This window comes from Halorubrum salinarum (genome assembly GCF_013267195.1).
Classification (GTDB): domain Archaea; phylum Halobacteriota; class Halobacteria; order Halobacteriales; family Haloferacaceae; genus Halorubrum; species Halorubrum salinarum.
The window spans coordinates 1,501,638-1,521,651 of record NZ_CP053941.1 but is presented as its reverse complement, the minus strand read 5'-3'; the positions used below and the strand labels follow the sequence as shown (position 1 = coordinate 1,521,651).

The 20,014-nt window shown below is 73.0% G+C and carries 19 protein-coding genes and 1 tRNA gene; 13 read left to right on the top strand and 7 right to left on the bottom strand.

What is annotated here, in order from left to right:
• Positions 1-4: 4 nt before the first annotated feature.
• From HPS36_RS07630 to HPS36_RS07610, 5 genes are all read left to right on the top strand, one after another.
• Complete coding sequence (locus HPS36_RS07630) at positions 5-343, top strand: DUF7855 family protein (protein ID WP_173229571.1); 339 nt, start codon at positions 5-7, stop codon at positions 341-343.
• Positions 340-1,155, top strand: a complete 816-nt coding sequence (locus HPS36_RS07625) for a DUF7856 family protein (protein WP_173229569.1) — start codon at positions 340-342, stop codon at positions 1,153-1,155. Before HPS36_RS07630 ends, HPS36_RS07625 begins: the two co-directional genes overlap by 4 nt.
• Before the next feature lie 55 nt (positions 1,156-1,210).
• Positions 1,211-2,056 (top strand): DUF7857 domain-containing protein, encoded by an 846-nt coding sequence (locus HPS36_RS07620; protein ID WP_173229567.1) that lies wholly within the window; start codon positions 1,211-1,213, stop codon positions 2,054-2,056.
• The gene (locus HPS36_RS07615; protein ID WP_173229565.1) at positions 2,053-2,703 is read left to right on the top strand and encodes a nucleotide-binding protein; all 651 of its coding nucleotides are present in this window, start codon (positions 2,053-2,055) and stop codon (positions 2,701-2,703) included. The genes HPS36_RS07620 and HPS36_RS07615 overlap by 4 nt, the downstream gene beginning before the upstream one ends.
• A gap of 75 nt (positions 2,704-2,778) precedes the next feature.
• A complete protein-coding gene (locus HPS36_RS07610) occupies positions 2,779-3,474 on the top strand; it encodes a M48 family metalloprotease (protein ID WP_173229563.1) in 696 nt (231 codons plus the stop codon).
• 27 nt (positions 3,475-3,501) lie between these two features.
• On the opposite strand, the gene HPS36_RS07605 is transcribed toward HPS36_RS07610, so the two are convergent.
• A complete protein-coding gene (locus tag HPS36_RS07605; RefSeq protein WP_173229561.1) occupies positions 3,502-3,807 on the bottom strand; it encodes a HalOD1 output domain-containing protein in 306 nt (101 codons plus the stop codon).
• A gap of 124 nt (positions 3,808-3,931) precedes the next feature.
• Here HPS36_RS07605 and pheS point away from each other — a divergent pair, with 124 nt between their 5' ends.
• From pheS to HPS36_RS07590, 3 genes are all read left to right on the top strand, one after another.
• A complete protein-coding gene (gene pheS / locus HPS36_RS07600) occupies positions 3,932-5,491 on the top strand; it encodes a phenylalanine--tRNA ligase subunit alpha (RefSeq protein ID WP_173229559.1) in 1,560 nt (519 codons plus the stop codon).
• Positions 5,491-7,251 carry a phenylalanine--tRNA ligase subunit beta gene (pheT, locus tag HPS36_RS07595; protein ID WP_173229556.1) on the top strand — a complete coding sequence of 587 codons (1,761 nt, stop codon included), beginning with the start codon at positions 5,491-5,493 and terminating at the stop codon, positions 7,249-7,251. Before pheS ends, pheT begins: the two co-directional genes overlap by 1 nt.
• 119 nt (positions 7,252-7,370) lie before the next feature.
• Complete coding sequence (locus HPS36_RS07590; RefSeq protein WP_158293540.1) at positions 7,371-7,526, top strand: hypothetical protein; 156 nt, start codon at positions 7,371-7,373, stop codon at positions 7,524-7,526.
• Positions 7,527-7,610: 84 nt separating this feature from the next.
• Here the strand turns inward: HPS36_RS07590 and HPS36_RS07585 are convergent, their stop codons facing one another.
• A complete protein-coding gene (locus tag HPS36_RS07585) occupies positions 7,611-8,249 on the bottom strand; it encodes a bifunctional 4-hydroxy-2-oxoglutarate aldolase/2-dehydro-3-deoxy-phosphogluconate aldolase (protein WP_173229554.1) in 639 nt (212 codons plus the stop codon).
• Positions 8,250-8,452: 203 nt separating this feature from the next.
• Between HPS36_RS07585 and dgoD the strand changes: the two genes are divergently transcribed.
• The 3 genes from dgoD (at position 8,453) to kdgK1 (ending at position 11,555) form a co-directional block, all read left to right on the top strand.
• The gene (gene dgoD / locus HPS36_RS07580; protein ID WP_173229552.1) at positions 8,453-9,604 is read left to right on the top strand and encodes a galactonate dehydratase; all 1,152 of its coding nucleotides are present in this window, start codon (positions 8,453-8,455) and stop codon (positions 9,602-9,604) included.
• Between the two features lie 40 nt (positions 9,605-9,644).
• Entirely contained in the window at positions 9,645-10,475 is an 831-nt protein-coding gene (locus HPS36_RS07575) for an SDR family NAD(P)-dependent oxidoreductase (protein WP_173229550.1), read from the top strand.
• Between the two features lie 123 nt (positions 10,476-10,598).
• Positions 10,599-11,555 (top strand): bifunctional 2-dehydro-3-deoxygluconokinase/2-dehydro-3-deoxygalactonokinase, encoded by a 957-nt coding sequence (kdgK1, locus tag HPS36_RS07570; protein ID WP_173229548.1) that lies wholly within the window; start codon positions 10,599-10,601, stop codon positions 11,553-11,555.
• 97 nt (positions 11,556-11,652) lie between these two features.
• Here kdgK1 and HPS36_RS07565 read toward each other — a convergent pair whose 3' ends face one another.
• Positions 11,653-12,657: a Gfo/Idh/MocA family protein gene (locus tag HPS36_RS07565; RefSeq protein WP_173229546.1), complete on the bottom strand. Its 1,005-nt coding sequence runs from the start codon at positions 12,655-12,657 to the stop codon at positions 11,653-11,655.
• A 149-nt stretch (positions 12,658-12,806) separates the two neighbouring features.
• On the opposite strand from HPS36_RS07565, the gene HPS36_RS07560 reads away from it, so the two are divergent.
• Positions 12,807-13,184 carry a YccF domain-containing protein gene (locus HPS36_RS07560; RefSeq protein ID WP_173229544.1) on the top strand — a complete coding sequence of 126 codons (378 nt, stop codon included), beginning with the start codon at positions 12,807-12,809 and terminating at the stop codon, positions 13,182-13,184.
• Positions 13,185-13,241: 57 nt separating this feature from the next.
• On the opposite strand, the gene HPS36_RS07555 is transcribed toward HPS36_RS07560, so the two are convergent.
• Positions 13,242-14,036, bottom strand: a complete 795-nt coding sequence (locus HPS36_RS07555; protein ID WP_173229542.1) for a helix-turn-helix transcriptional regulator — start codon at positions 14,034-14,036, stop codon at positions 13,242-13,244.
• Positions 14,037-14,246: 210 nt separating this feature from the next.
• On the opposite strand from HPS36_RS07555, the gene HPS36_RS07550 reads away from it, so the two are divergent.
• Complete coding sequence (locus tag HPS36_RS07550) at positions 14,247-15,191, top strand: DMT family transporter (RefSeq protein WP_173229540.1); 945 nt, start codon at positions 14,247-14,249, stop codon at positions 15,189-15,191.
• A 151-nt stretch (positions 15,192-15,342) separates the two neighbouring features.
• Here HPS36_RS07550 and HPS36_RS07545 read toward each other — a convergent pair.
• The 3 genes from HPS36_RS07545 to HPS36_RS07535 form a co-directional block, all read right to left on the bottom strand.
• Positions 15,343-15,415, bottom strand: a tRNA-Arg gene (locus HPS36_RS07545).
• A gap of 27 nt (positions 15,416-15,442) precedes the next feature.
• Positions 15,443-18,028: an efflux RND transporter permease subunit gene (locus HPS36_RS07540; RefSeq protein WP_173229538.1), complete on the bottom strand. Its 2,586-nt coding sequence runs from the start codon at positions 18,026-18,028 to the stop codon at positions 15,443-15,445.
• Positions 18,029-19,828, bottom strand: coding sequence for a COG1361 S-layer family protein (locus tag HPS36_RS07535; protein ID WP_173229536.1), 1,800 nt, complete (start codon positions 19,826-19,828; stop codon positions 18,029-18,031). It lies immediately after the preceding gene.
• Positions 19,829-20,014: the final 186 nt, after the last annotated feature.

Sequence of the window (20,014 nt, the reverse complement as noted above, 5' to 3'; positions counted from 1 at the left end):
GGGCGTGCTGCTGGTCGTGACGTACTCGGCGGCCGCCCGGACCGGCCTCCGGAACCTGTGTCGCCGCCACGAGGGAGTCGTCGCTCGGCGGTTCGGTCGCGCCGCGCTGTTCGACGAGACGGTGTACGCCGCGTTCCTCGCGCTGCGGCTCCGCGAGTCCCACGGCGGGGACGTCCAGATCGAGCGCACCGAGCCGTTCAACGAGTTCGTCGCCGTCGACGAGCCGGTCCGAGAGGCCGCCGCGGCCTACGCGGACCGGAGTGCTGAGTCGACGCCGTACGCGGCCTTCGCGGCGGGGACGGACCACCCGGACCCGGACGCCATGCGCGGCAGAGAGCTGTGACCGAGACGAGACCGACACCGCGGGAGCCGGACCGTGGGGAGGAGGCCGACGGCAACGAGGACGAGTCGGCCGCGGTCGAGGGACCGCCGGAGCCGAGCGCGGTGCTCGGGCGGCTCCCCACCGACGCGGGGCTCCGTCGGCAGCTGGCGGCGGCCGCGCGCTCACGAGGACGGAGCGCCTCGGTCGCGGCTGAGATCGAGGAAGTCGAGGCGGAGCTCGCGGCGATCGAGATCGAGCCGGTGGACCTGACCGCGGCGCGGCGACGGGTCGCCGAGACGAGCGGCGAGATAGAGCGCCTGAAAGAGCGGGTCGCGGCGCTGCGCGGCGACGCCCGGGCGCGCCGCGCGGTCGACGCCGAAGCGGACGAGGCGCTCGACGACCTGGAGGCGGCGGCCGCGGAGCTGTCTGCGGCGCAGACGGAGGCGATCGCCGCCGAGCAGGCGCTCGAACGCGCGCGAGCGGAGGCGGCTCGAAACCGCGACGAGCGGCGACGGCGCCTGCGGCTCCGCGACCGGCTCCGGAACCGTCGCCGCGCCGCCCGCCGCGAACTCGCCGAGGGGATCTATCCGGTGTTTCGGCGCGCGCTCGCGGTCGTCCCGGGCGGCGATCCCGACGCCGCCGGCGCGGCCCCCGACGCGTACGACGGCGACCCGGTCGCGGCGTCGCTCGCGGCGGTCAGGGTCGCGGCGCTCGACAGCGCCGTCGAACTGCGAGGGGAGGCGGCCCGGAGGGTCGCGGCCGCCGACCGGAGCGCGAGGTCACTGCTCCGGACGTCCGAGGTCCGCACGGAAGGGGCAGCCGACGGGAGCTGAATCCGGCTGGTTGTCGCCCCCTGAATTTTAAATACGATTCCGCGGGAGGCGGCGCATGGAACTCGACTGGTCCGTCGACCGCGAGGGGGAGGCGTCGCTCGTCGGTGTCCGGGTTCGCAACGACGGGGCGGTCCCGCGGCGGGTCCGGATCGAGAGTCGGCTGGACGGCCCCGTCCTGCCGCCGCGTCGCGGCGGCGTCCCCGAACGCGGGTGGGACGCCGGCGGCGTCACCGCGGTGATCGACCCGGGCGAGCGCGCGGCGTTCGGGTTCGCGGCGGTGGCGGAGCCGGTCGACCCGCCGGTCGAAATCGCGGGCGTCGAGCCAGCGACCGCGGAGCCGAACGGGGATGACGCGGCGACCGGAGGCGACGCGGACCGCGTGCGGGCGGCGATGCGCGACCTCGACTCCCATCGTCCTCCGCGGCAGGTGGTCGACGGTGCGGCGGCGGTCAACGGTGACGGAAACGTGGTCGACGGCGACGGATCCGGGAGCGCGAGAGGGAGCGACTCGGACGAGGACGAGACCGAGCAGGCGCGAAGCGGGGACGACGCGGGATCCGACGACGACGCGGACTCGATCGAAAGGGCCGGCGAGGGCGACGCGGAGCGGTCGGCGACGGCCGAGTCACCGCCGAGTGCGGCGGGGGCAGACGGGATCGACGCGTGGTTCGCGGCCGTCGAGGACCGGGTCGAGCGGGCGGAGCGGCTGAGCGGCGCCGACCTCGAAACGGCGACGGCGGCCGTCCAGGAGGCCGGCGGGCTCGACGCGGTCGCGTCTCTCGACGAGCGCGTCGCGACCGACGCCGAGCGACTGCGGGCGGTTCGCGACCGCGCCGCGGCGCTGGCCGAGCGGGCGGAAGCGAGCGAGGTGCCGACCGCGGCGCTGGAGGATCTGGCGTGATCCTCGCGGTCGCTGGCGGGAAGGGCGGCGTGGGGAAGACGACGCTCGCGTACAACGTCGCCGCCGCGCTCGGCGGAGTCGTCGTCGACGCGGACCTCGGGATGGCCGACCTGCCGGACGGCCGCGGCCCCGACCTCCACGACGTGCTGGGCGGCGCGGCGGACCCTGTCGAGGCGGTGCGGCCGGGTCCGGTCGACATCGTCCCGTGCGGGCGGACGCTGGCCGGGGCGCGGGCGGCCGACCTGACGCGGTTGGAGGGGGCCGTCGCCGCGGTCGAACGGGAGTTCCGGACCGTCGTCCTCGACTGTCCCGCGGGGCGCCGCGCCGACGCCGGCGTGCCGCTCGCGGTCGCGGACGCCTGCCTGCTCGTCGTCTCGCCACGGGCGTTCGCGCTGGCCGACGCGATCCGCACCCGGGAACTCGCCCGCGAACTCGACGCCGGGCTGGTCGGCTGCGCGGTCAACCGCGTGACCGAGCAGCCGCCGGTCGAGGCGATCGGCGACGCGCTCGGCGCGCCGGTCGAGGTGGTCTCGGCCGATCCCCGTGTCGGCCGGTCCGTCGCCGCGGAGCGGCCGGTCGTCGACGCCGCGCCCGACAGCGAGGCCGCGGCGGCGGTCCGGGCGCTCGCGCGCCGCGTTCCGGAGTGACCGGCTGGGGCGGCGACCCCGCGGCCCGTCGCGACACCGCGCCTTTTTACTCCGGGCGTCCCGTCGGCGAGAGCGATGATCAGGGTCGCGCTCGTCGCCGGCGTCGCCGTCGTCGCCGCGCTCGCCGTCGCCGTCGGACCGCTGTACGCGGCCGACCGCTTCCGGGACCTCCGAGAGCCGACGGACGCCGAGCGGGCGCAGATCGCGGCGCTTGCGGACCCCGGCGGGCTCGGCGTCGACCGGATCGCGATCGAGTCCGTCGACGAGGGGGACGCGGCGGGCGGCGACGGCGCCTCGGCGGCCGCCGGCCCCGCGGAGGTGTCGGTCCGGGGACCGCCCGGTCGACGGGTGCTGTTCCTCACGGAGGACGTGCTGACCGACCTCGACGAGGACGCGGCGATCGGTCTGTTCGCGGCGGAGGCGGGGCGCGTCGCGACGTACTACGCCGAGTTCCGCGCGGTCGCGGTCGGGGCGGTGCTGGCGGCGCTTTCGGCCGTCGTCACGGCGCTCGTACCGTTCGAGTCCGGCTTCGCCGCCCTCGTCGCCGTCGGGCTCGTCTCCTTCTGGGCCGGGCGGCGCGTTCAGTACGCGGCGGACGGCCGCGCCGCGGACGCCGTCGGCGCCGACCGCGTCGCGGACGCGTTCGAGCGGGTCGCGGCGCGCCGCGGCGCCGAGCCGGAGACCGGCGACTGGTCGACGTGGTTCGAGGTCCAGCCGCCGCTCGGGGACCGGATCGCGCGGCTCCGCGAACGGGCGGCCGAAGAGGAGTAACGACGGCGTTCGGTACCGGTTCCCGAGTTAGTTCCGGGCTCGACGAGCGACCGCGGAGTCGGGGCCGACGCGGACGTCGTAGCCCGCGACCGTGAGCGAGACGTCGACGTCGCCGTCGGAGCGACTGGCGACGAGCGCGTTCAGCGCGTCGGGGTCGACGTGGTCGTACAGTACGACGCCCTCCTCGGGGAGCTCGGTCGGGTCGACGTCGGCGAGTTCGGCGATCGCCTCGACGACGGCGAGGCTGGGTGCGGGGCCGTCGCCGCCGTGGCTGACGCGCGCCGTCTCCGGGACCGGCCCGGAATCGCTCGATCCGGTCGTTGCGCTGCTCATAGCCCCCTCTACTCCGATCTACTATATAACTCGGTCGTTCAACTTATCAGAAATGATTACCGAAGGGCGCGGTCCGGTCCCGGAACCGTTACCAACCAGCCGCCCGCGTGTAGGGATAACTCGAATGCGACTCCCGGAACGACAGCTCGCGGTCCTCGAGGCCGCGAGCGCGACGGACGAACGAACGGTGGCGGAGATAGCCGACGAGACGGGGCTGAAGCCGGAGACGGTCGCCGGCGCCGCCTTCGACCTGGCCGACGAGGGGCTCGTTGAGGTCGGCTCGGCGACCGACGAGACGCTCGATATCACCGACGAGGGGCGCCGCTACGTCGAGGCCGGGCTGCCGGAGACGCGGCTCTACCGGGCCGGGCTCGACGCGGGCGCCGACGCCGAGCCGGCCGCGATGGGGGCGGTCATCGGCGCGGCCGAGTTAGACGGCCCCGAGGTCGACATCGCCCTCGCGAACTTCGCGCGGAAGGGCCTCGGGAGCGTCGACGGCGGCGAGCTCTCGGTCGACCCGGACGCCGACCCGGACGCCGACCCCGAGGCGACGGCGCTCGCGGCGCTCGCTGACGCCGACAGCGAGGGGGTCGACACCGACGCCCTCGACGGCGAGGGGCTCGACGCGGAGGCCCTCGGCGTCGACGAGGCCGTGATCGAGCAGCTCGACTCGCGCGGGCTCGTGGCGGTCGGCGAGTCGGTCACCCGGACGGTGACGCTGACCGACGACGGCGTCGACGCGCTGATGACCGGCGTGGAGGCGACCGAAACGGTCGGCGCGCTCACGCCCGAGCTGCTCGCGAGCGGCGACTGGCGTGACGCCGAGTTCGCCGAGTACAACGTCGAGGCCGAGGCGGAGACGGCCCGCGGCGGCCGCAAGCACGTCCTCCGTCGGACCGCCGACCGCGTGAAGGACGTGCTGGTCGGCATGGGGTTCCAGGAGATGGAGGGCCCCCACGCCGACGCCGACTTCTGGATCAACGACTGCCTGTTCATGCCCCAGGACCACCCGGCGCGGACCCACTGGGACCGGTTCGCGCTCGACGTGGACCCGATGGACTCGATCCCGGACGAGCTGATGGCCCGGGTCGAGGCCGCCCACCGCGACGGGTGGGGGATCGACGGCGACGGCTACCACTCGCCGTGGTCGGCCGACTTCGCCCGCGAGGTGGCGCTCCGCGGCCACACCACGTCGCTGTCGATGCGCTACCTCTCCGGGGTCGCGGGCGCGGAGCTGGAGCCGCCCCAGCGCTACTTCTCCGTCGAGAAGGTGTACCGCAACGACACGCTCGACCCGACGCACCTCCTGGAGTTCTTCCAGATCGAGGGGTGGGTGATGGCCGAGGACCTCTCGGTGCGCGACCTGATGGGCACCTTCGAGGAGTTCTACCGCCAGTTCGGGATCACCGACATCCGGTTCAAGCCGCACTACAACCCCTACACCGAGCCCTCCTTCGAGCTGTTCGGCGAGCACCCGGAGACCGGCGAGGAGATCGAGATCGGGAACTCCGGCGTCTTCCGCGAGGAGGTCACCGGCCCGCTCGGCGTCGACTGCGACGTGATGGCGTGGGGGCTCGCCCTCGAACGCCTCGCGATGTTAACTACCGGCGCCGAGGACATCCGCGACCTCCACGGCACCCTCGCCGACATCGACTTCCTGCGGAACGCGGAGGTGAGCTACTGATGCCCGTCGTCGACGTCGACCCCGACGAGCTGCGCGAGCTCACCGGCCACGACGAGAAGGGCGACGCGGAGCTGAAAGACGACCTGTTCGGGCTCGGCTTAGAGTTCGAGGGCGAGACCGACGACGGCATGTTCCAGTTCGAGTTCGCGCCCGACCGCCTCGACCGGCTCTCCGTCGAGGGGGTCGCCCGCTCGCTGCGCTACCACTACGGCGACGCGCGCGGCGTCTACGTGCCGAACACGAACGACCCCGAGTGGAGCATCGAGGTCGACGAGTCGGTGCCCGACGAGCGGCCGTTCGTCACCGGCGCCGTGGTCCGCGGCGTCGACCTCGACGAGGCGGCGCTGGAGTCGCTGATCCAGCTCCAAGAGAAGCTCCACGCGACGATGGGCCGCGGCCGCGCGAAGGGCGCCATCGGGATCCACGACCTCGCGATGGTGAAGGGCGCGCCGCTCCAGGAGGGCGCGGAGCCGTCGATCACCTACCGCGGCGTCGACCCCGAGGGCGACACGTTCGTCCCGCTCGACGCGAACGACGAGCTGACGCCCGCCGAGGTCTTGGCGGAGCACGACACGGGGACGACCTACGCGGACCTCGTCGAGGACCTCGACCGCTTCCCGGCGATCTACGACGAGCTCGGCCTCTTCTCGTTCCCGCCCGTCATCAACGGGAAGCGGACCGAGGTGACGACCGGCTCGCGCGAGCTGTTCGTCGAGCTCACCGGCACCGATCAGTGGACGATCGACCGGATGTGTACGATTATCTGTTACGCACTGTCGGCCCGCGGCGCGACGATCGAGGAGGTCGAGGTGAACTACGCCGGCGGCGCGACGCACCCGAGCGAGTACGGGGCCGAGCTGGTCCGCCCGAACCTCGACACCGACGAGAAGAGCGTCTCGCACGACCGGATCGAGACGCTGCTCGGCGTCGACTTCGAGCCCGAGGAGGTCGTCGACTGCTTCGAGCGCGCCGGCCTCGACGCCTCCTACACGCTCGGCGAGGACGTCCGGTACGACGTGGAGATCCCGCCGTACCGCGTCGACGTGCTCCACCCGCTCGACCTCGTCGACGACGTGGGGCGCGCGTACGGCTTCGACAACTTGGAGCCGCGCTACCCCGACGTGGGCACCGTCGGCGGGCGCCACGAGCGCTCCCGGCTGGAGGACGCGGTCCGGACGAGCCTCGTGGGGCTCGGCTTCGAGGACCTGCTGAACTTCCACATGACGAGCGGGACAGAGAACTACGACCGGATGCGGATCGAGCCGGGCACCGGCGGCGCCGCGGTCGACGGGGACGGCGTCTTCGGCGGGGGCGACCCCGTCGAGATCACGGAGCCGTACAGCGAGGAGTACACCCAGCTCCGCACCTGGGCGCTCCCGTCGCTCGTGATGCTCTTGGAGCGGAACACCCACAACGCCTACCCGCAGGACGTGGCCGAGGTCGGCTTCGTCGCCGAGCGCGACGACGCCGCGGACACGAACGTCGCCGAGTCGCGCCGCGTCGCGGGCGCGGTCGCCCGCCGCGACGCCTCCTACGAGGCCGCGAAGGGACGGCTCCAGGCGCTCTGTGACGACTTCGACGCCGACCTGACAACCCCGCGGACCGAACACCCCTCGTTCATCGGGGGCCGCGCCGCCGCCGTCGCGATCGACGGCGAGCGCGTCGGCGTCATCGGCGAGCTCCACCCCGAGGTCCTCGTCGAGCACGACCTGGAGGTCCCGGTCGCGGCCTTCGAGTTCGACCTCGACGCGCTGCGCTGAGCGGCCGGGAGGCTCGATCGGAGGACGGCGGAACTTCCGTTTCGGCGGTTCCGTCACGAATTATCACGAATCCGACCCGGAGCAGAAGACATATATTCGTCTTGCCGTACCCGCCGAGCATGAACTGCGACAGATGCGGCGTCGACGCCTCGCTCGCGCACCGGGACGTCGACGGCTTCGCGTACTACCTGTGTGACGCCTGTATCAACGGGTGGGACGCGGTCCGCGGCTCGTCGCCTGAGGCCGGCGACGAGACGCGCTCGACCGCGCAGTAGCGCGCGTCGCTCGCGACGGCGACGCCGAAGTCGGAGCGTCGGCGCACGGAGCGGTCGCTCCCGACGCGCCGGAGCGCGGAGCGGTCACTCGCGGGCCGCCGCGACGGCCTCGACCACCGCGCGCGCGTTCGACCGGACCGCGTCGAAGTCGTCGGCGGCGATCGCCTCGTCGTCGACGATCGAACTGCCGACGCCGACCGCGACCGCGCCCGCGTCGACGTAGTCGCCGGCGTTGTCGGGACCCACGCCGCCGGTCGGGACCAGCGGGATCTGGCCGAGCGGGCCGCCGAGCGCCGCGACGTGGTCCGGGCCGCCGGTCGCCGCGGGGAACACCTTCACCAGGTCGGCGCCCGCCTCGAAGGCGTCGAGCGCCTCGGTCGGCGTGTACGCCCCGACCGCGATCGGCGTCCCGTACCGGTTCGCGGTGCGGATCGCGTCGCGGTTCACCGTCGGCGTCACGAGGAACTCGGCGCCGGCGAGCTGCGCCGCGCGCGCGGTCTCCGCGTCGAGGACGGTGCCGGCGCCGACGACGGCGTCGTCGACGCGGTCGGCGATCGCCGCGATCGACGCCGTCGCGTCCGGCGTGTCCGCCGTCACCTCCAGCGCCGTCACGCCGGCGTCGACGACGGCGTCCGCGACCCGCACCGCGTCGTCCCGTTCCACGCCGCGGAGGATCGCTATCACGCCGCCGTCCGTGATCCGGTCGAGTCGGTCGGTTCGCATGGTCGGTACCTGCTCGTCGCGGGGGCTTAAATCGAAGTGTGTCGCGGCCGCGTGGGCGAACCGCGGCCGCACCCGCCCGCTATTTAAGAGACGGACGGGCAAGTACGACCGAGGCGACGGACCGGTCCGCCTCGGGCGCCGGCGGCGACGGGCGAAGCCCGAGTCTCGCGACCGCCGGACCGGTTCGGAGACCCCAACACACCATGCACATCACCGACTACGAGCTGTTCGAAGTGCCGCCCCGCTGGCTGTTCTTGAAGCTCACGACGAGCGACGGGACCGTCGGCTGGGGGGAACCGATCGTGGAGGGCCGGTCCCACACGGTCGTCGCGGCCGTCGAGGAGCTGCTCGACGACTACCTGCTCGGCGAGGACCCGGCGCGGATCGAGGACCATTGGCAGACGATGTACCGCGGCGGGTTCTACCGCGGCGGGCCGGTCCTGATGAGCGCCATCGCCGGTATCGACCAAGCGCTGTGGGACATCAAGGGGAAGCGGTTCGGCGCGCCCGTCCACGAGCTGCTCGGCGGCCGCGCGCGCGACCGGATCCGCGTCTACCAGTGGATCGGCGGCGACCGGCCGGCGGACGTGGGCGAGGCCGCCCGCGAGAAGGTCGACGCCGGCTTCTCCGCGCTGAAGATGAACGCCACCCCGGAGCTGGAGTCGATCGACTCGCCGGCCGCGGTCGACGCCGCGGCCGACCGGATCGCGGCCGTCCGGGAGGTGGTGGGCGACGAGGTCGACATCGGCGTCGACTTCCACGGCCGGGTGGCGAAGCCGATGGCCCGCCGGCTCGCGGCGGCGCTGGAGCCGTACGACCCGATGTTCATCGAAGAGCCGGTGCTGCCCGAGAACAACGACGCGCTGCCGGCGATCCGGGCGTCGACTACGATCCCGATCGCGACCGGCGAGCGGATGTACTCGCGGTGGGACTTCAAGGAGGTGCTGGAGGCGGACGCGGTGGACCTGATCCAGCCGGACGTCTCCCACGCCGGCGGGATCACCGAGCTGAAGAAGATCGCCTCGATGGCCGAGGCGTACGACGTGTCGGTCGCGCCGCACTGCCCGCTCGGCCCGATCGCGCTCGCGTCCTGTATCCAGGTCGACGCCTGCACGCCGAACGCGCTCATTCAGGAGCAGTCGCTCGACATCCACTACAACGAGACGAGCGACGTGTTGGACTACCTCGCCGACCCCTCGGTGTTCGAGTACCGCGACGGGTTCGTCGACATCCCCGGCGGCGACGGGCTGGGGATCGAGATCGACGAGGATCACGTGCGCGAGCAGGCCGAAGAGGAGGTCGACTGGCACAACCCCGTCTGGCGCCACGACGACGGGTCGGTCGCGGAGTGGTGATCCCGATGGCGACCGACACGCGGCGACGGAGGGAGAGCCGATGACCCGGCGACGGGAGTCGCCGACCGAGGGCGCGGTCCCGGGCCGGTTCGCCGGCGAGACCGCGATCGTGACGGGGTCGACCAGGGGCATCGGCGCCGGCATCGCGGAGCGGCTGGCCGCCGAGGGGGCGAACGTCGTGGTCAGCGGGCGCTCGGAGGCGGCCGGCGAGGCCGTCGTCGAGCGGATCGCGGCGGGAGGCGAGCGAGGAGACGCGACGTTCGTCCGCGCCGACATGCGCGACCCGGACGACGTGGCCGCGCTGGCGGAGGCGGCCGCCGAGCGCTACGGCTCGGTCGACGTGCTCGTGAACAACGCCGGGGTCCAGACGGAGACGGCCGCCGACGAGGCGACGCTCGACGACTGGGCGTTCGTCGTCGAGACGGACTTCCGGGCGTACTGGCTGGCGGCGCGGGCCGCCCTCGAACACATGGACCGGGGCGCGATCGTGAACGTCTCGTCGAACCACGCGTACGCGACGATGCCGGCGCACTTCCCGTACAACGCCGTCAAGGCGGGCATCAACGGCATGACGCGGTCGCTCGCGGTCGACTTCGGCCCCCGCGTCCGGGTGAACACGGTCGTCCCCGGCTGGGTGGAGGTCGAGCGGACGCGCGACGAGCTGCCCGAGGGGCGGCTGGCGGAGGTCGAGGCGATCCACCCGACCGGCCGGATCGGGACGCCGGCCGACGTCGCCGGCGCCGTCTCCTTCCTCGCGAGCGGCGACGCCGCCTTCGTCACGGGGGCGGCGCTGCTCGTCGACGGCGGCCGCGGCGCGGTGATGCAAGACGACACGCTCCCGGACTACCGGGCGCGAGAGGACGCGGAGTAGGCGCGCGCCGCGGCGGCGGATCGGGCGGGCCGCGCGGTCGACGGCGATCACCCGTTCTTATAATCGGCCGAGAGTAGCACCCAATATGAACCCGTCCGAGACCTGCGCCGCGGGGTGGCGCCGATGACCGACCTCGTCACGTTCGGCGAGACGATGCTCCGGCTGTCGCCGCCGCGCGGCGAGCGGCTGGAGACGACGCGCGAGTTCACCGTCCAGGCCGGCGGGGCGGAGAGCAACGTCGCGGTCGGGGCCGCGCGGCTCGGCGCCGACGCCCGCTGGCTCTCGAAGCTCCCCGACTCGCCGCTCGGCCGGCGGATCGTGACCGAGCTGCGGAGCCACGGCGTCACCCCGAGCGTCGCGTGGGCCGACGGGGACGAGAGCCGCGTGGGGACCTACTACCTCGAGCACGGCGGCGAGCCGCGCGGGACGAACGTGATCTACGACCGCGCCGACGCGGCGATCACGACCGTCGAGCCCGACGAGCTCCCGACCGACGCGGTGGCGGCGGCGGACTGGTTCCACACGACGGGGATCACGCCCGCGCTCTCCGAGGCGACGGCCGAGACGACGGCCGCGCTGTTGCGGACCGCCGGCGAGGCGGGGACCACGCGCTCGTTCGACCTGAACTACCGGGCGAAGCTCTGGGACCCGGAGACCGCGCGGGCGGCCTACGAGGACCTGTTCGAGCACGTCGACACGCTGTTCGTCCCGCGGCGGGACGCCCGGGAGGTGCTCGACCGCGAGGGCGGCGCCGTCGAGATAGCCCACGGGCTCGCCACGGAGTTCGGCTTCGACACGGTGGTCGTCACCCGCGGGCTGGAGGGGGCGGTCGCGCTCCACGACGGCTCGGTGTACGAGCAGGACGTGTACGAGGCGGAGACGTTCGACGCGATCGGCACCGGCGACGCGTTCGTCGCCGGCTTCGTCGCCGAGCGGCTGCGCGGCGGCGACCTCCCCGCGGCGCTCCGGTGGGGGTCGGCGACCGCGGCGCTGAAACGTACCACCGACGGTGACCTCGCGGTGACGACCCGGGCGGAGGTCCGCGACGTCATCGACGGCGAGGGCGGGATCGACCGGTAGGCGCGGGAGCGACCGGTGAGCCGCGCGGCGCCGAGCGAGGACTGACGGACACCGGGGCGCTGCGCCGGCGACCGGGGCTCGGATCCGGTCCCCGACGTTAGAGGTCGACCGGGCCGCCGTCGGCGGCGCTCTCGGCGAGCGCGTCGATGACCGCCATGTTGGCGACCGCCTCCTCGCCGTCGGTCAGGGGCGCGCTCCCGTCGGCGACGCGCTCGGCGAAGTGCTCGACCTGGAGCCGGTACTGGTCGACGGCGGGGAACGTCTCGGCCCCGCGTCGGCCGTCGATCTCGTACGTCAGCTCCACCGGCTCGTCGGTCGGCGCGTCGAACGCGCGCTCGACCTCGACCCAGCCGTTCGTCGCGTCGACGCGGTACCGCTGGACGAGCTGGGTGTCGAACCCGGACGCGACCCGCGCCGAGCGGCCGTCGTCGTACGAGAGCACGCCCGCGAGCTCCGTGTCGACCCCGGCGCCCCGGGTGTCGCCGGCGTGGGCGTAGGCGCGGTCGGGCTCGCCGAGGACCGTCCGGGCGAGCGAGACGGGGTAACAGCCAACGTCCATCAGCGACCCGCCCGCGAGGTCGGGGTCGAGCCGCACGTCGTTCGGGCGGTCGTACAGCGGGAAGCGGAAGGTGGCCGTCACCGTGCGCACGTCGTCGAGTTCGTCCGCCGCGAGCGCGACGGCGCGCTCGGTGCGGGGGTGATAGCGGTACATGAACGCCTCCATCAGCGTGACGCCCCGCTCGTCGCAGTGGGCGACGGCGTCGCGCGCCTCGTCGGCGTCGGCGGCGAGCGGCTTCTCGCAGAGGACGTGGAGGCCGGCGTCGGCGGCGCGTTTCGTCCACTCGGCGTGGGCCCCGTTCGGGAGCGGGACGTACACGGCATCGAGCGCGTCGTCGTCGAGCAGGGCCTCGTAGGAGCCGTAGCTGCGGGGGATTCCGTTCTCGGCCGCGAACCGCTCCGCGCGGGCGGCGTCGCGGGACGCCACCGCGCCGACGGTGTGGTCGCTGGCGGCGATAGCCGGGATGACCGCTTTGCGGGCGATCCCAGCGGTGCCGAGGACGCCGAATTCGAGGCTCGTCGAGCCGGCCGGTGAATCGGACATGGCCGGGGCGACGCGCCCGCCGGGCAAGTCGGTTGGGGTCGGCGAGCGCGACGGCGGCCGGGACGGCGACCGCCGCCGACGCCCGTGTGGGAGTGTCGACGCTTCCGTGCGACGACACGGGTTTCCCCGCTGAGAACCTATCGGGAGCGATGGCACAACGGTCCCTGCTCGTTCGCGCGCTGTGGTTCGTCTTCGTCGGCTGGTGGGCGACGCCTATCGTCGTCAACGTCGCGTGGCTGCTCAACGTCACGGTCGTCCTCCTCCCGGTCGGTATCAAGCTGATCAACCTCGTGCCGACGGTGCTCACGCTCGCGGAGCCGCGGTCGCTCTCGGAGCCCGACTCGGCCCGCGGCCAGCGGTCGCTCGTCGTGCGGGCGGGCTACTTCGTCCTCGTCGGGTGGTGGCTGAGCCTGCTGTGGGCGAACGTCGCGTCGGCGCTCGCGGTCACGGTCGTGGGGGTGCCGGTCGCGGTGTGGATGCTCAACCGGCTGCCGTACGTCACGTCGCTGTACCGGTTCCACGGGTGAGGCCGGCGGCTCGCACCCGGCCCCGCTCGTCGAGGTGCCCCTTCCGCCGCGGACCGGTCACGCTTCGAACGTCGCCGGATCGAACGGCGTCGCGTCCGCCCAGTACTCGGAGAACGTCTCTCCGGCCCAGTCGCGGACGGCCGGGTCGTCGGTGTGGATCGCCGCGCGGAGGATCCCACCCTCGTCGCGGACGAGCAGGTAGACGGTGCCGTCGGCGACGGTGACCGAGAGCGGCACCTCCCCGTCGGCGACGCGGATCTCGGCGTCGTCGTGGTCGGCGAGCGCGCGCACCTGCGTCCACAGCCGGTCGTCGGCCGCGAGCGCCGCGAGCGCGCTCGGCGAGAGCACGGCCTCGAACGCCTGTCGGCCCGCGACGACGCGGTCGTGCGCCGTCGAGAGGCTCTGCTCGTTCAGGGTGTGCGAGACCGCGCGCAGCGTCGACGCGCCCTCCATGCCGTCGAGGACGCGCTGAAGCGGCGCGCTCGGTCGCGTCCGGCTCGGCACCGTCACCGTCGCGTCGGCGAGCCGACGGAGGTCGAAGCCGAACTCGGCCGTGGGCAGGTACGCGACCACGTCGCGGAGCTTGCCCTCCGTCTCCAGGACGGTGACGAGGTCGTCGATCCCGTCCGCCACCAGCTCGCCGGTGGCGGTCGCGACGTGTCTGCCGCCCTCCCGCGTGACCCACGAGCGCTCGGCGAAGTCCTCGAGGATGCGGCCGAGTGTCGCCTGTGACGCCCCGGTCGCGGCCGCGAGTTCGCCCCGCGTGTGCGGCCGGGTCGCCAGCAGCCGCAGGACCTCGACGCGGTTGGTCGAGCGCGCGAGGAACTCGATCGCTTCGAGCGGCGCCTCCATAAGGCGGTACAGTGCCCTCGCGGATAAACCGGCTTCGCTCCCCGCGCGGATTTCACGGGCTGAAACGCTGTCGAGGTGGGCGGGCGTTTCGCGAGTCCGAACATTTTCTGAATTTCGTTATATGCCTGGGCGACTTTCGTCGAAGTGTGACCGAGATTCCCGCTCCGATTGGCCGTTCGTCTGACGGCGAGACCGAGGTGTTACGGTAACGTGTTCACCCGACGGTCCGCCGCGCTGTTCGCCGTCTCGGCGCTGCTGTTCGGTGGGACGTTCGTCGCGGCCAAGACCGGCCTCGCGCACCTGCCGCCGCTGTTCTTCGTCGCCGTGCGGTTCGACATCGGCGCCGTCGTCCTCGCCGCGTTCGCGGCGACGCGCCTCTCGTGGGCGGACCTCCGCCCGCGGACCGCCGGCGACGTCGCCGGGATCCTCGCGACCGGCGTGCTGGTGATCGGACTGACGAACGCGCTGCTGTTCGTCGGGCAACAGTACGTGACGAGCGGGGTCGCGGCCGTCGTCTTCAGCCTGAACCCGATCCTCACCCCGGTGTTCGCCGGGATGCTGCTCGCGGACGCGCGGCTCACCCCCCGCGGCGTCGTCGGGATGGGGCTGGGACTGCTCGGGGTCGTTCTGGTGGCGAACCCCTCGCCGTCGGCGCTGCTCGGCGGCGGGATGGGCGTCCCGCTCCTCTTCGCGGCCGCGGTGACGAGCGCGTTCGGTGCGGTGGCGATCCGCCGCGCCGAGGCGACGCTGTCGAGCACCGCCCGCACCGTCTGGGGGGTCCCGCTGGCCGCCGTCCTCTCGCACGCCCTCAGCGTCGGCGCCGGCGAGTCCGTGGCCTCGCTCGCGGTGCCGCCCGTCGCGGTCGCCGCGCTCCTGTACGTCGGCGTCTGTTCGGGCGCCGTCGCGTACCTCGCCTACTTCGCGCTGATCGACGAGACCGACGCGACGCGGGCGAACCTGCTGTTCTACTTCGTCCCGGTCGTCTCGGCCGTGGGCGGGTGGGCGCTGCTCGGGGAGACCCTCTCGGCGCTGTCCGTCGCCGGGTTCGGCGTGATATTCGTCGGCTTCCTGCTCGTTAGCGGGCGCGCCGTGCGCCCGTCCCGGATCGTTCGCTCGGTCGCCCCGGAACGGTTCGTCGGCGACCGGTCGGCCTGAGCGGCCCGTTGGCGATCGCGTCGGCGGAGCGGTTCTGGGTCGGAGTGACACCTGCGCGACCTCGGCGGCGGCAGCGAGACGCTCGTTACTGGGGTTCGACAGATACACGCCTGACCGCCGTCGTGTCAATCCGTCTCGTCAGAAAACGTAACGGGCGCGACGGGATTTGAACCCGCGGCATCTTGGTCCGGAACCAAGTGCTCTGTCCGCTGAGCTACGCGCCCTCACGAGCCGGTACCCGCGGCGAGCGTTTAACGCTTCTGACTCGGATCCTCGGCGGGGGGCCGCGGATCGGTCTGCCACTCGAAGGCGCCGTCGTCCGTGCCGCCGTCGGTCCGGGCACGGTCGGTCGCGTCGCCCTCGGCGTCGGCGTCGATAGCGCCCGCAGCGTCGAGGAAGCGCCCGACGAACAGGAGTTCGGGGCGGCGCTCGACGACGGCGACCCAGACGACGAGCGCCGGGGGCAACACGATCAGCGACGCCAGGTACGCGAGCGTGATGCTGGCGGCCGTGAGCAGCCCGAACTGACCGAGGATCGGGGTGATAGCGAGGACGAGCACGCCCGTGCCGAGGGCGGTCGTCGCCCACGTGCCGGTGAGCGCGCCGCCCGTCCCGCGGAGCGTGGTGACCACCGCGGCGTCGACGTCGCCGCCCGCGGCGTACTCGTCGTGGAACCGGTGGGCGACGTGGACGGTGTAGTCCACCCCGAGCCCGATGGTGATCGCGAGGATCGTCGCGGTGATCGCGTTGAACGGGATGCCGCCGAGCCGCATCGTGGCGGTGAGCGTCGCGACCGCGACCGTCACCGGGACGAGCGTGACGAGCCCCAGCGTCGGGCTGCCGAGCAGCAGCCAGAACAGGATGACGAGGAACACCGCGGAGAGCCCGAGCGCGGCCGCCAGCGAGACGATCGCGGACTCGAAGATCGTGTCGGCGACCGCCTGGAACACGACGATCTGCCCGGTCGCGGTCGCGTCGCCGCGGTAGCGGTCGGCGACGCGGCGGGCGTCGGCGGTGATCTCGGCGTCGCTGGCGTCGGATTCGACGGCGTAGACGATCCGGGTCGACCGACTGTCGTCCGCGAGGTACTCGCCGGTGAAGTCGTCGTAGCCCGAGTTCCGCAGCTCGGCGTAGATCCGGTCGAGGTTCCGGTTCGGGCGGCCGTCGTCGAGCGCGGAGTTCTCGACCAGCCGCTCGAACTCGGGATTCTCGGCGGCGTACGCGTCGATCGCGCTCTGGACGCTCTCGGCGCTGGCGCGACCGTCGACCGTGACGAACGTGTCGGGCGGGTCGCGCTCTGCGCGCGCGAGGCTACGGAGGGCGCTGTCGCTGGTCATGCGCCGCTCCACGTAGATGGTGACGGTGTCGTCCTCGCTCGTGGCGAAGTTGTCGGAGAGGAAGTTGATCGTCTCCGTCGCGGTGTACTCGCCGGGCTGGAGCGGGCCGGGGAAGTAGTCGACGTACGCCGGCTCCTCGCTCGGCGGCAGGAAGTCGTCCTGCTCGAAGGTGGTGTCGACGCCCGCGCCGTAGCCCGCGGCGCCCGCGGTGACGAGCAGGACGACGACGAGGAAGACGGCGGGCGCGGGCCGCGAGATGGCGGACAGCTTGGGGAGGAAGCGCCCGAGCGCGGACTCCTCGGAGCCGAGCGGGCGCGAACCGAACTCGGGCAGCGAGCGCTCGGCGCGCCAGCGGTCGAGCATCAGCTTGGCGGCCGGGAGGAAGCCGACGAAGATGACGAGGGTGAAACAGATGCCGAGTCCGGCGACGACGCCGAACTCGCGGAGCGGGGGCAACGAGCTGGTGAGGTTCGCGAGGAAGCCGATGATCGTCGTGCCGGCGATGATCGAGTACGCCACCACGAGCTGGCCCAAGGCGCCGCGCATCGCCGTCTCGGGCGGCGCGCCCGCAGCACGGTCCTCGCGGTAGCGGTTCACCGTGTGGATCCCGAAGTCGATCCCGATCGCGAGGAGGAGGACCGGCACCGCGATCAGCACCTCGGAGAAGGCGATCCCCGCGTAGCCGGTGAAGCCGAACGTCCACACGACCGTCATCAGGAGCGCGATCCCGCCGAGCACGAAGTCGAAGGGGTCGCGGTAGGCGTACGCCAGGAGGCCGAGGATCACGGCCAGCGCCGCGGGCACGACGATCGACAGCGAGTCGAAGATGACGCGCTGGAACTCGTCGTCGACGATCCCGCCGCCGAACGCGGTGATGTCGCCGGGGGCCTCCTCGGCGACCGTGCGAGCCTCCTGCTGGATCGCCTGCGTGTCGGCCGAGGCCGGGAACGAGTGGGAGACGACGCCGAGCGACGCGGAGGCCGTCCCGGACTCGCGGTTGAAGTCGTCGGACAGCAGCGTCGCGAAGCCGGGGTCCTCCGCGGCGGCGTCGACCGCGTCGTCGATCTCGCCGTCGCTGGCCCGTTCGATCGCGTCGCGGGCCGCCGCGGGCGTGTCGGCGTCCTCGTCCAACTCGGCCGCCACGTCCATCGCGGGCGCGGAGAAGTCGGTTACCCGCAACCCGTCGCGCTCGTCGAGCCGCTCGGCGGTCGCCAGCATGTCGAGCAGGCCGCGGCGGTCGAGCACGTTCGCGTCGCGCTGGATCAGCTGCGTCGTCGGGTCGTCACCCCCGAACGCGGGCTCGAACCGCTCGTTCACGCGGTCGAGGGCGTCGGCCTCCTCGATCCCGTCGGTGAACTGGTCGCTGCCCGCGCTCGCCTCCAGCAGCGCCATGCCGGGCGCGAACAGGGCGGTGACGACGAGACAGGCGATCACGACCCGGCGCGGCCGCTCGACGACCCGGTCGGTGATCGCGCCGAACAGCCGACTGACGGGGTCCATCTATCGAGAGCGGAGCCGGCTGCGGAGCCGAGCGATCGCCGCGCTCACCCGACCGCGCTGCCAGACGACCGCGCCGCCGACCGCGACGGCGCCGAGCAGGGCGACGATCCCCAGCGGCGAGGAGAGCGCCCCGCTGTCGTCGGTGTCGGTCACCTCGACCGGGAGCCGGTAGGTGTCCGAGAGCTGCTCGTCGCCGTCGGCGTCGTCGTACCGGAAGTCGACCGCGGCCGCGTACGTCTTCGGCGTCGCGCCGCCGTCGACCGCCACCTCGAAGGTGATCGTGGTCTGCTCGCCCGGGTCGAGGTCGGTGACGAACGCCTCGTCGTCCGACGAGGAGAGCGGCGAGTCGACGAACAGCTTCGCCTGGACGTTGGAGATCGGCTCCGGGCCGGTGTTGCGGACGACCGCGCGGTACTGGACCGTCGACCCCGGCGTCACCGCCGCCGGCTCGGTCGCGTTCGCCGCGGGCGACACCGCGAAGACGTCCGCCTCGGGCGCGACGTCGACGACCACGTCGAGCGAGTCGGAGACGATGACGTCGCCCGCCGACCCCGTCGAGACGAGCGAGACGCTCCCGTCGTCGGTCCGGCTGGCGCTCACGCCCTCGTCGGTGGGGATCCCGCGGTAGCGGACCGCCACGTTGACCGTCCGCAGCCCGGGGTTGGCGTCGGTGCGGAGGCCGGCGTCGAACGTCGCGGTCGCGGTCTCGCCGACCGCGAGGTCGCCGATCGTGTCCCGCGTCGAGCGCGGGACGATGTTCTGGTCCGTCTGGACCGTGTCCTGGCCGACGCCGTCGGGCGCGGGCGCTTCGTTGCTGAACACGACGACCGCGTTCTCGACGTCCCGGGGCCCGCGGTTGCGCACCTCGACGGTGAAGGAGCCGTCCTCGCCGACGCGCAGCGTGCTGTTCAGACCGCGCGCGGTGAACGCCTGCCGCGAGAGCGGCGTCACGCCGGTCCGGACCGTCCGCGCGGCGGCGTTCGCGCGCTCGGCGTCGCGGTAGTCGACCTCGAACTCCAGCGTCGACGCGCGCGCGGTCGCCTGGCCGGCGGCGGCGAACCGGTAGGCGAACGTGCGGTTCTCGCCCGGCGCCCACGCGCCGACGTACGTCTCGGTCGTGCCCGCGTCGGTGGCGAAGGACAGGTCGGGGTCGATCGGGTTCGCGGCGACGCTCGCCTCGTAGGCCGTCTCGTTCCGGACGTTCCGCATCGTCACCTCGACGATGCCGTCGTCGCCGGCCTGGACGACGCCGTCGACGTCGACGACAGCGAACTGCGCGCGGTCGGTGATCTCCACGGACACGTACACCGTCTCGGTCACGATCTCCTCGTCGCGGACGGTGGAGCCGTCGTCCACCTCGGCGCTCTCGACGTTCCGGTACTCCAGCCGGATCGGGACCTGATAGACGCCCGGCTCGGCGTCCGCGTCGGGGACGACGGTGAACTCGATCGGTCCCGTGACGCCGCGCGCGACGTCGCCGACCGTCTGCTCGCCGGTCCGCACGTCGAAGGGGACCTCGCGGTTCGTCGCGTCGCCCGTGAGGATCCGGGCCGTGGTCTCGTGGGCGGTCACCACCTCGCTCTCGAGGTTGTCGGCGCCCTGCGCGTCGATGTCGCCGCGGTTGTTCAGGCTCACCTGGAGCGTCGACTCCTCGCCGGGGACGAAGGCCGTCTCCGGCGCGAACGCCTCGATGTCGGGGTCGCCGCGCACCGTGTCGTTCGCCTGCTGCGCGACCACCGTCCCCGTCGCGAGAAGCGACGCGACGAGCACGAGGACGGCCGCCGTCCGAATTCGACTCATGTTGGTTGCGAACTGGTACGGGGCTGCGACGTAATACCCTTCGGGAACCTGTGACAACAACGTATCTGTTTCCGTAGATAATTCGCCGTGACGGACGGCGGAACGAATCGTTCCGAAACCGCCGCGAAGCCGTTTACGGCTCCGTCAAAGCGATTCATCGAGCAACGACCGACCGAGTTCATCGGG

Bases quoted from the DNA above. Each gene is read 5' to 3' on its own strand.
- HPS36_RS07540 (WP_173229538.1), bottom strand. From the start codon at position 18,028: ATGGACCCCGTCAGTCGGCTGTTCGGCGCGATCACCGACCGGGTCGTC.
- kdgK1 (WP_173229548.1), top strand. From the start codon at position 10,599: ATGACCGACCTCGTCACGTTCGGCGAGACGATGCTCCGGCTGTCGCCG.
- HPS36_RS07590 (WP_158293540.1), top strand. From the start codon at position 7,371: ATGAACTGCGACAGATGCGGCGTCGACGCCTCGCTCGCGCACCGGGAC.
- dgoD (WP_173229552.1), top strand. From the start codon at position 8,453: ATGCACATCACCGACTACGAGCTGTTCGAAGTGCCGCCCCGCTGGCTG.
- HPS36_RS07610 (WP_173229563.1), top strand. From the start codon at position 2,779: ATGATCAGGGTCGCGCTCGTCGCCGGCGTCGCCGTCGTCGCCGCGCTC.
- HPS36_RS07575 (WP_173229550.1), top strand. From the start codon at position 9,645: ATGACCCGGCGACGGGAGTCGCCGACCGAGGGCGCGGTCCCGGGCCGG.
- HPS36_RS07620 (WP_173229567.1), top strand. From the start codon at position 1,211: ATGGAACTCGACTGGTCCGTCGACCGCGAGGGGGAGGCGTCGCTCGTC.
- HPS36_RS07555 (WP_173229542.1), bottom strand. From the start codon at position 14,036: ATGGAGGCGCCGCTCGAAGCGATCGAGTTCCTCGCGCGCTCGACCAAC.
- HPS36_RS07565 (WP_173229546.1), bottom strand. From the start codon at position 12,657: ATGTCCGATTCACCGGCCGGCTCGACGAGCCTCGAATTCGGCGTCCTC.
- HPS36_RS07605 (WP_173229561.1), bottom strand. From the start codon at position 3,807: ATGAGCAGCGCAACGACCGGATCGAGCGATTCCGGGCCGGTCCCGGAG.
- pheS (WP_173229559.1), top strand. From the start codon at position 3,932: ATGCGACTCCCGGAACGACAGCTCGCGGTCCTCGAGGCCGCGAGCGCG.
- pheT (WP_173229556.1), top strand. From the start codon at position 5,491: ATGCCCGTCGTCGACGTCGACCCCGACGAGCTGCGCGAGCTCACCGGC.
- HPS36_RS07585 (WP_173229554.1), bottom strand. From the start codon at position 8,249: ATGCGAACCGACCGACTCGACCGGATCACGGACGGCGGCGTGATAGCG.
- HPS36_RS07535 (WP_173229536.1), bottom strand. From the start codon at position 19,828: ATGAGTCGAATTCGGACGGCGGCCGTCCTCGTGCTCGTCGCGTCGCTT.
- HPS36_RS07560 (WP_173229544.1), top strand. From the start codon at position 12,807: ATGGCACAACGGTCCCTGCTCGTTCGCGCGCTGTGGTTCGTCTTCGTC.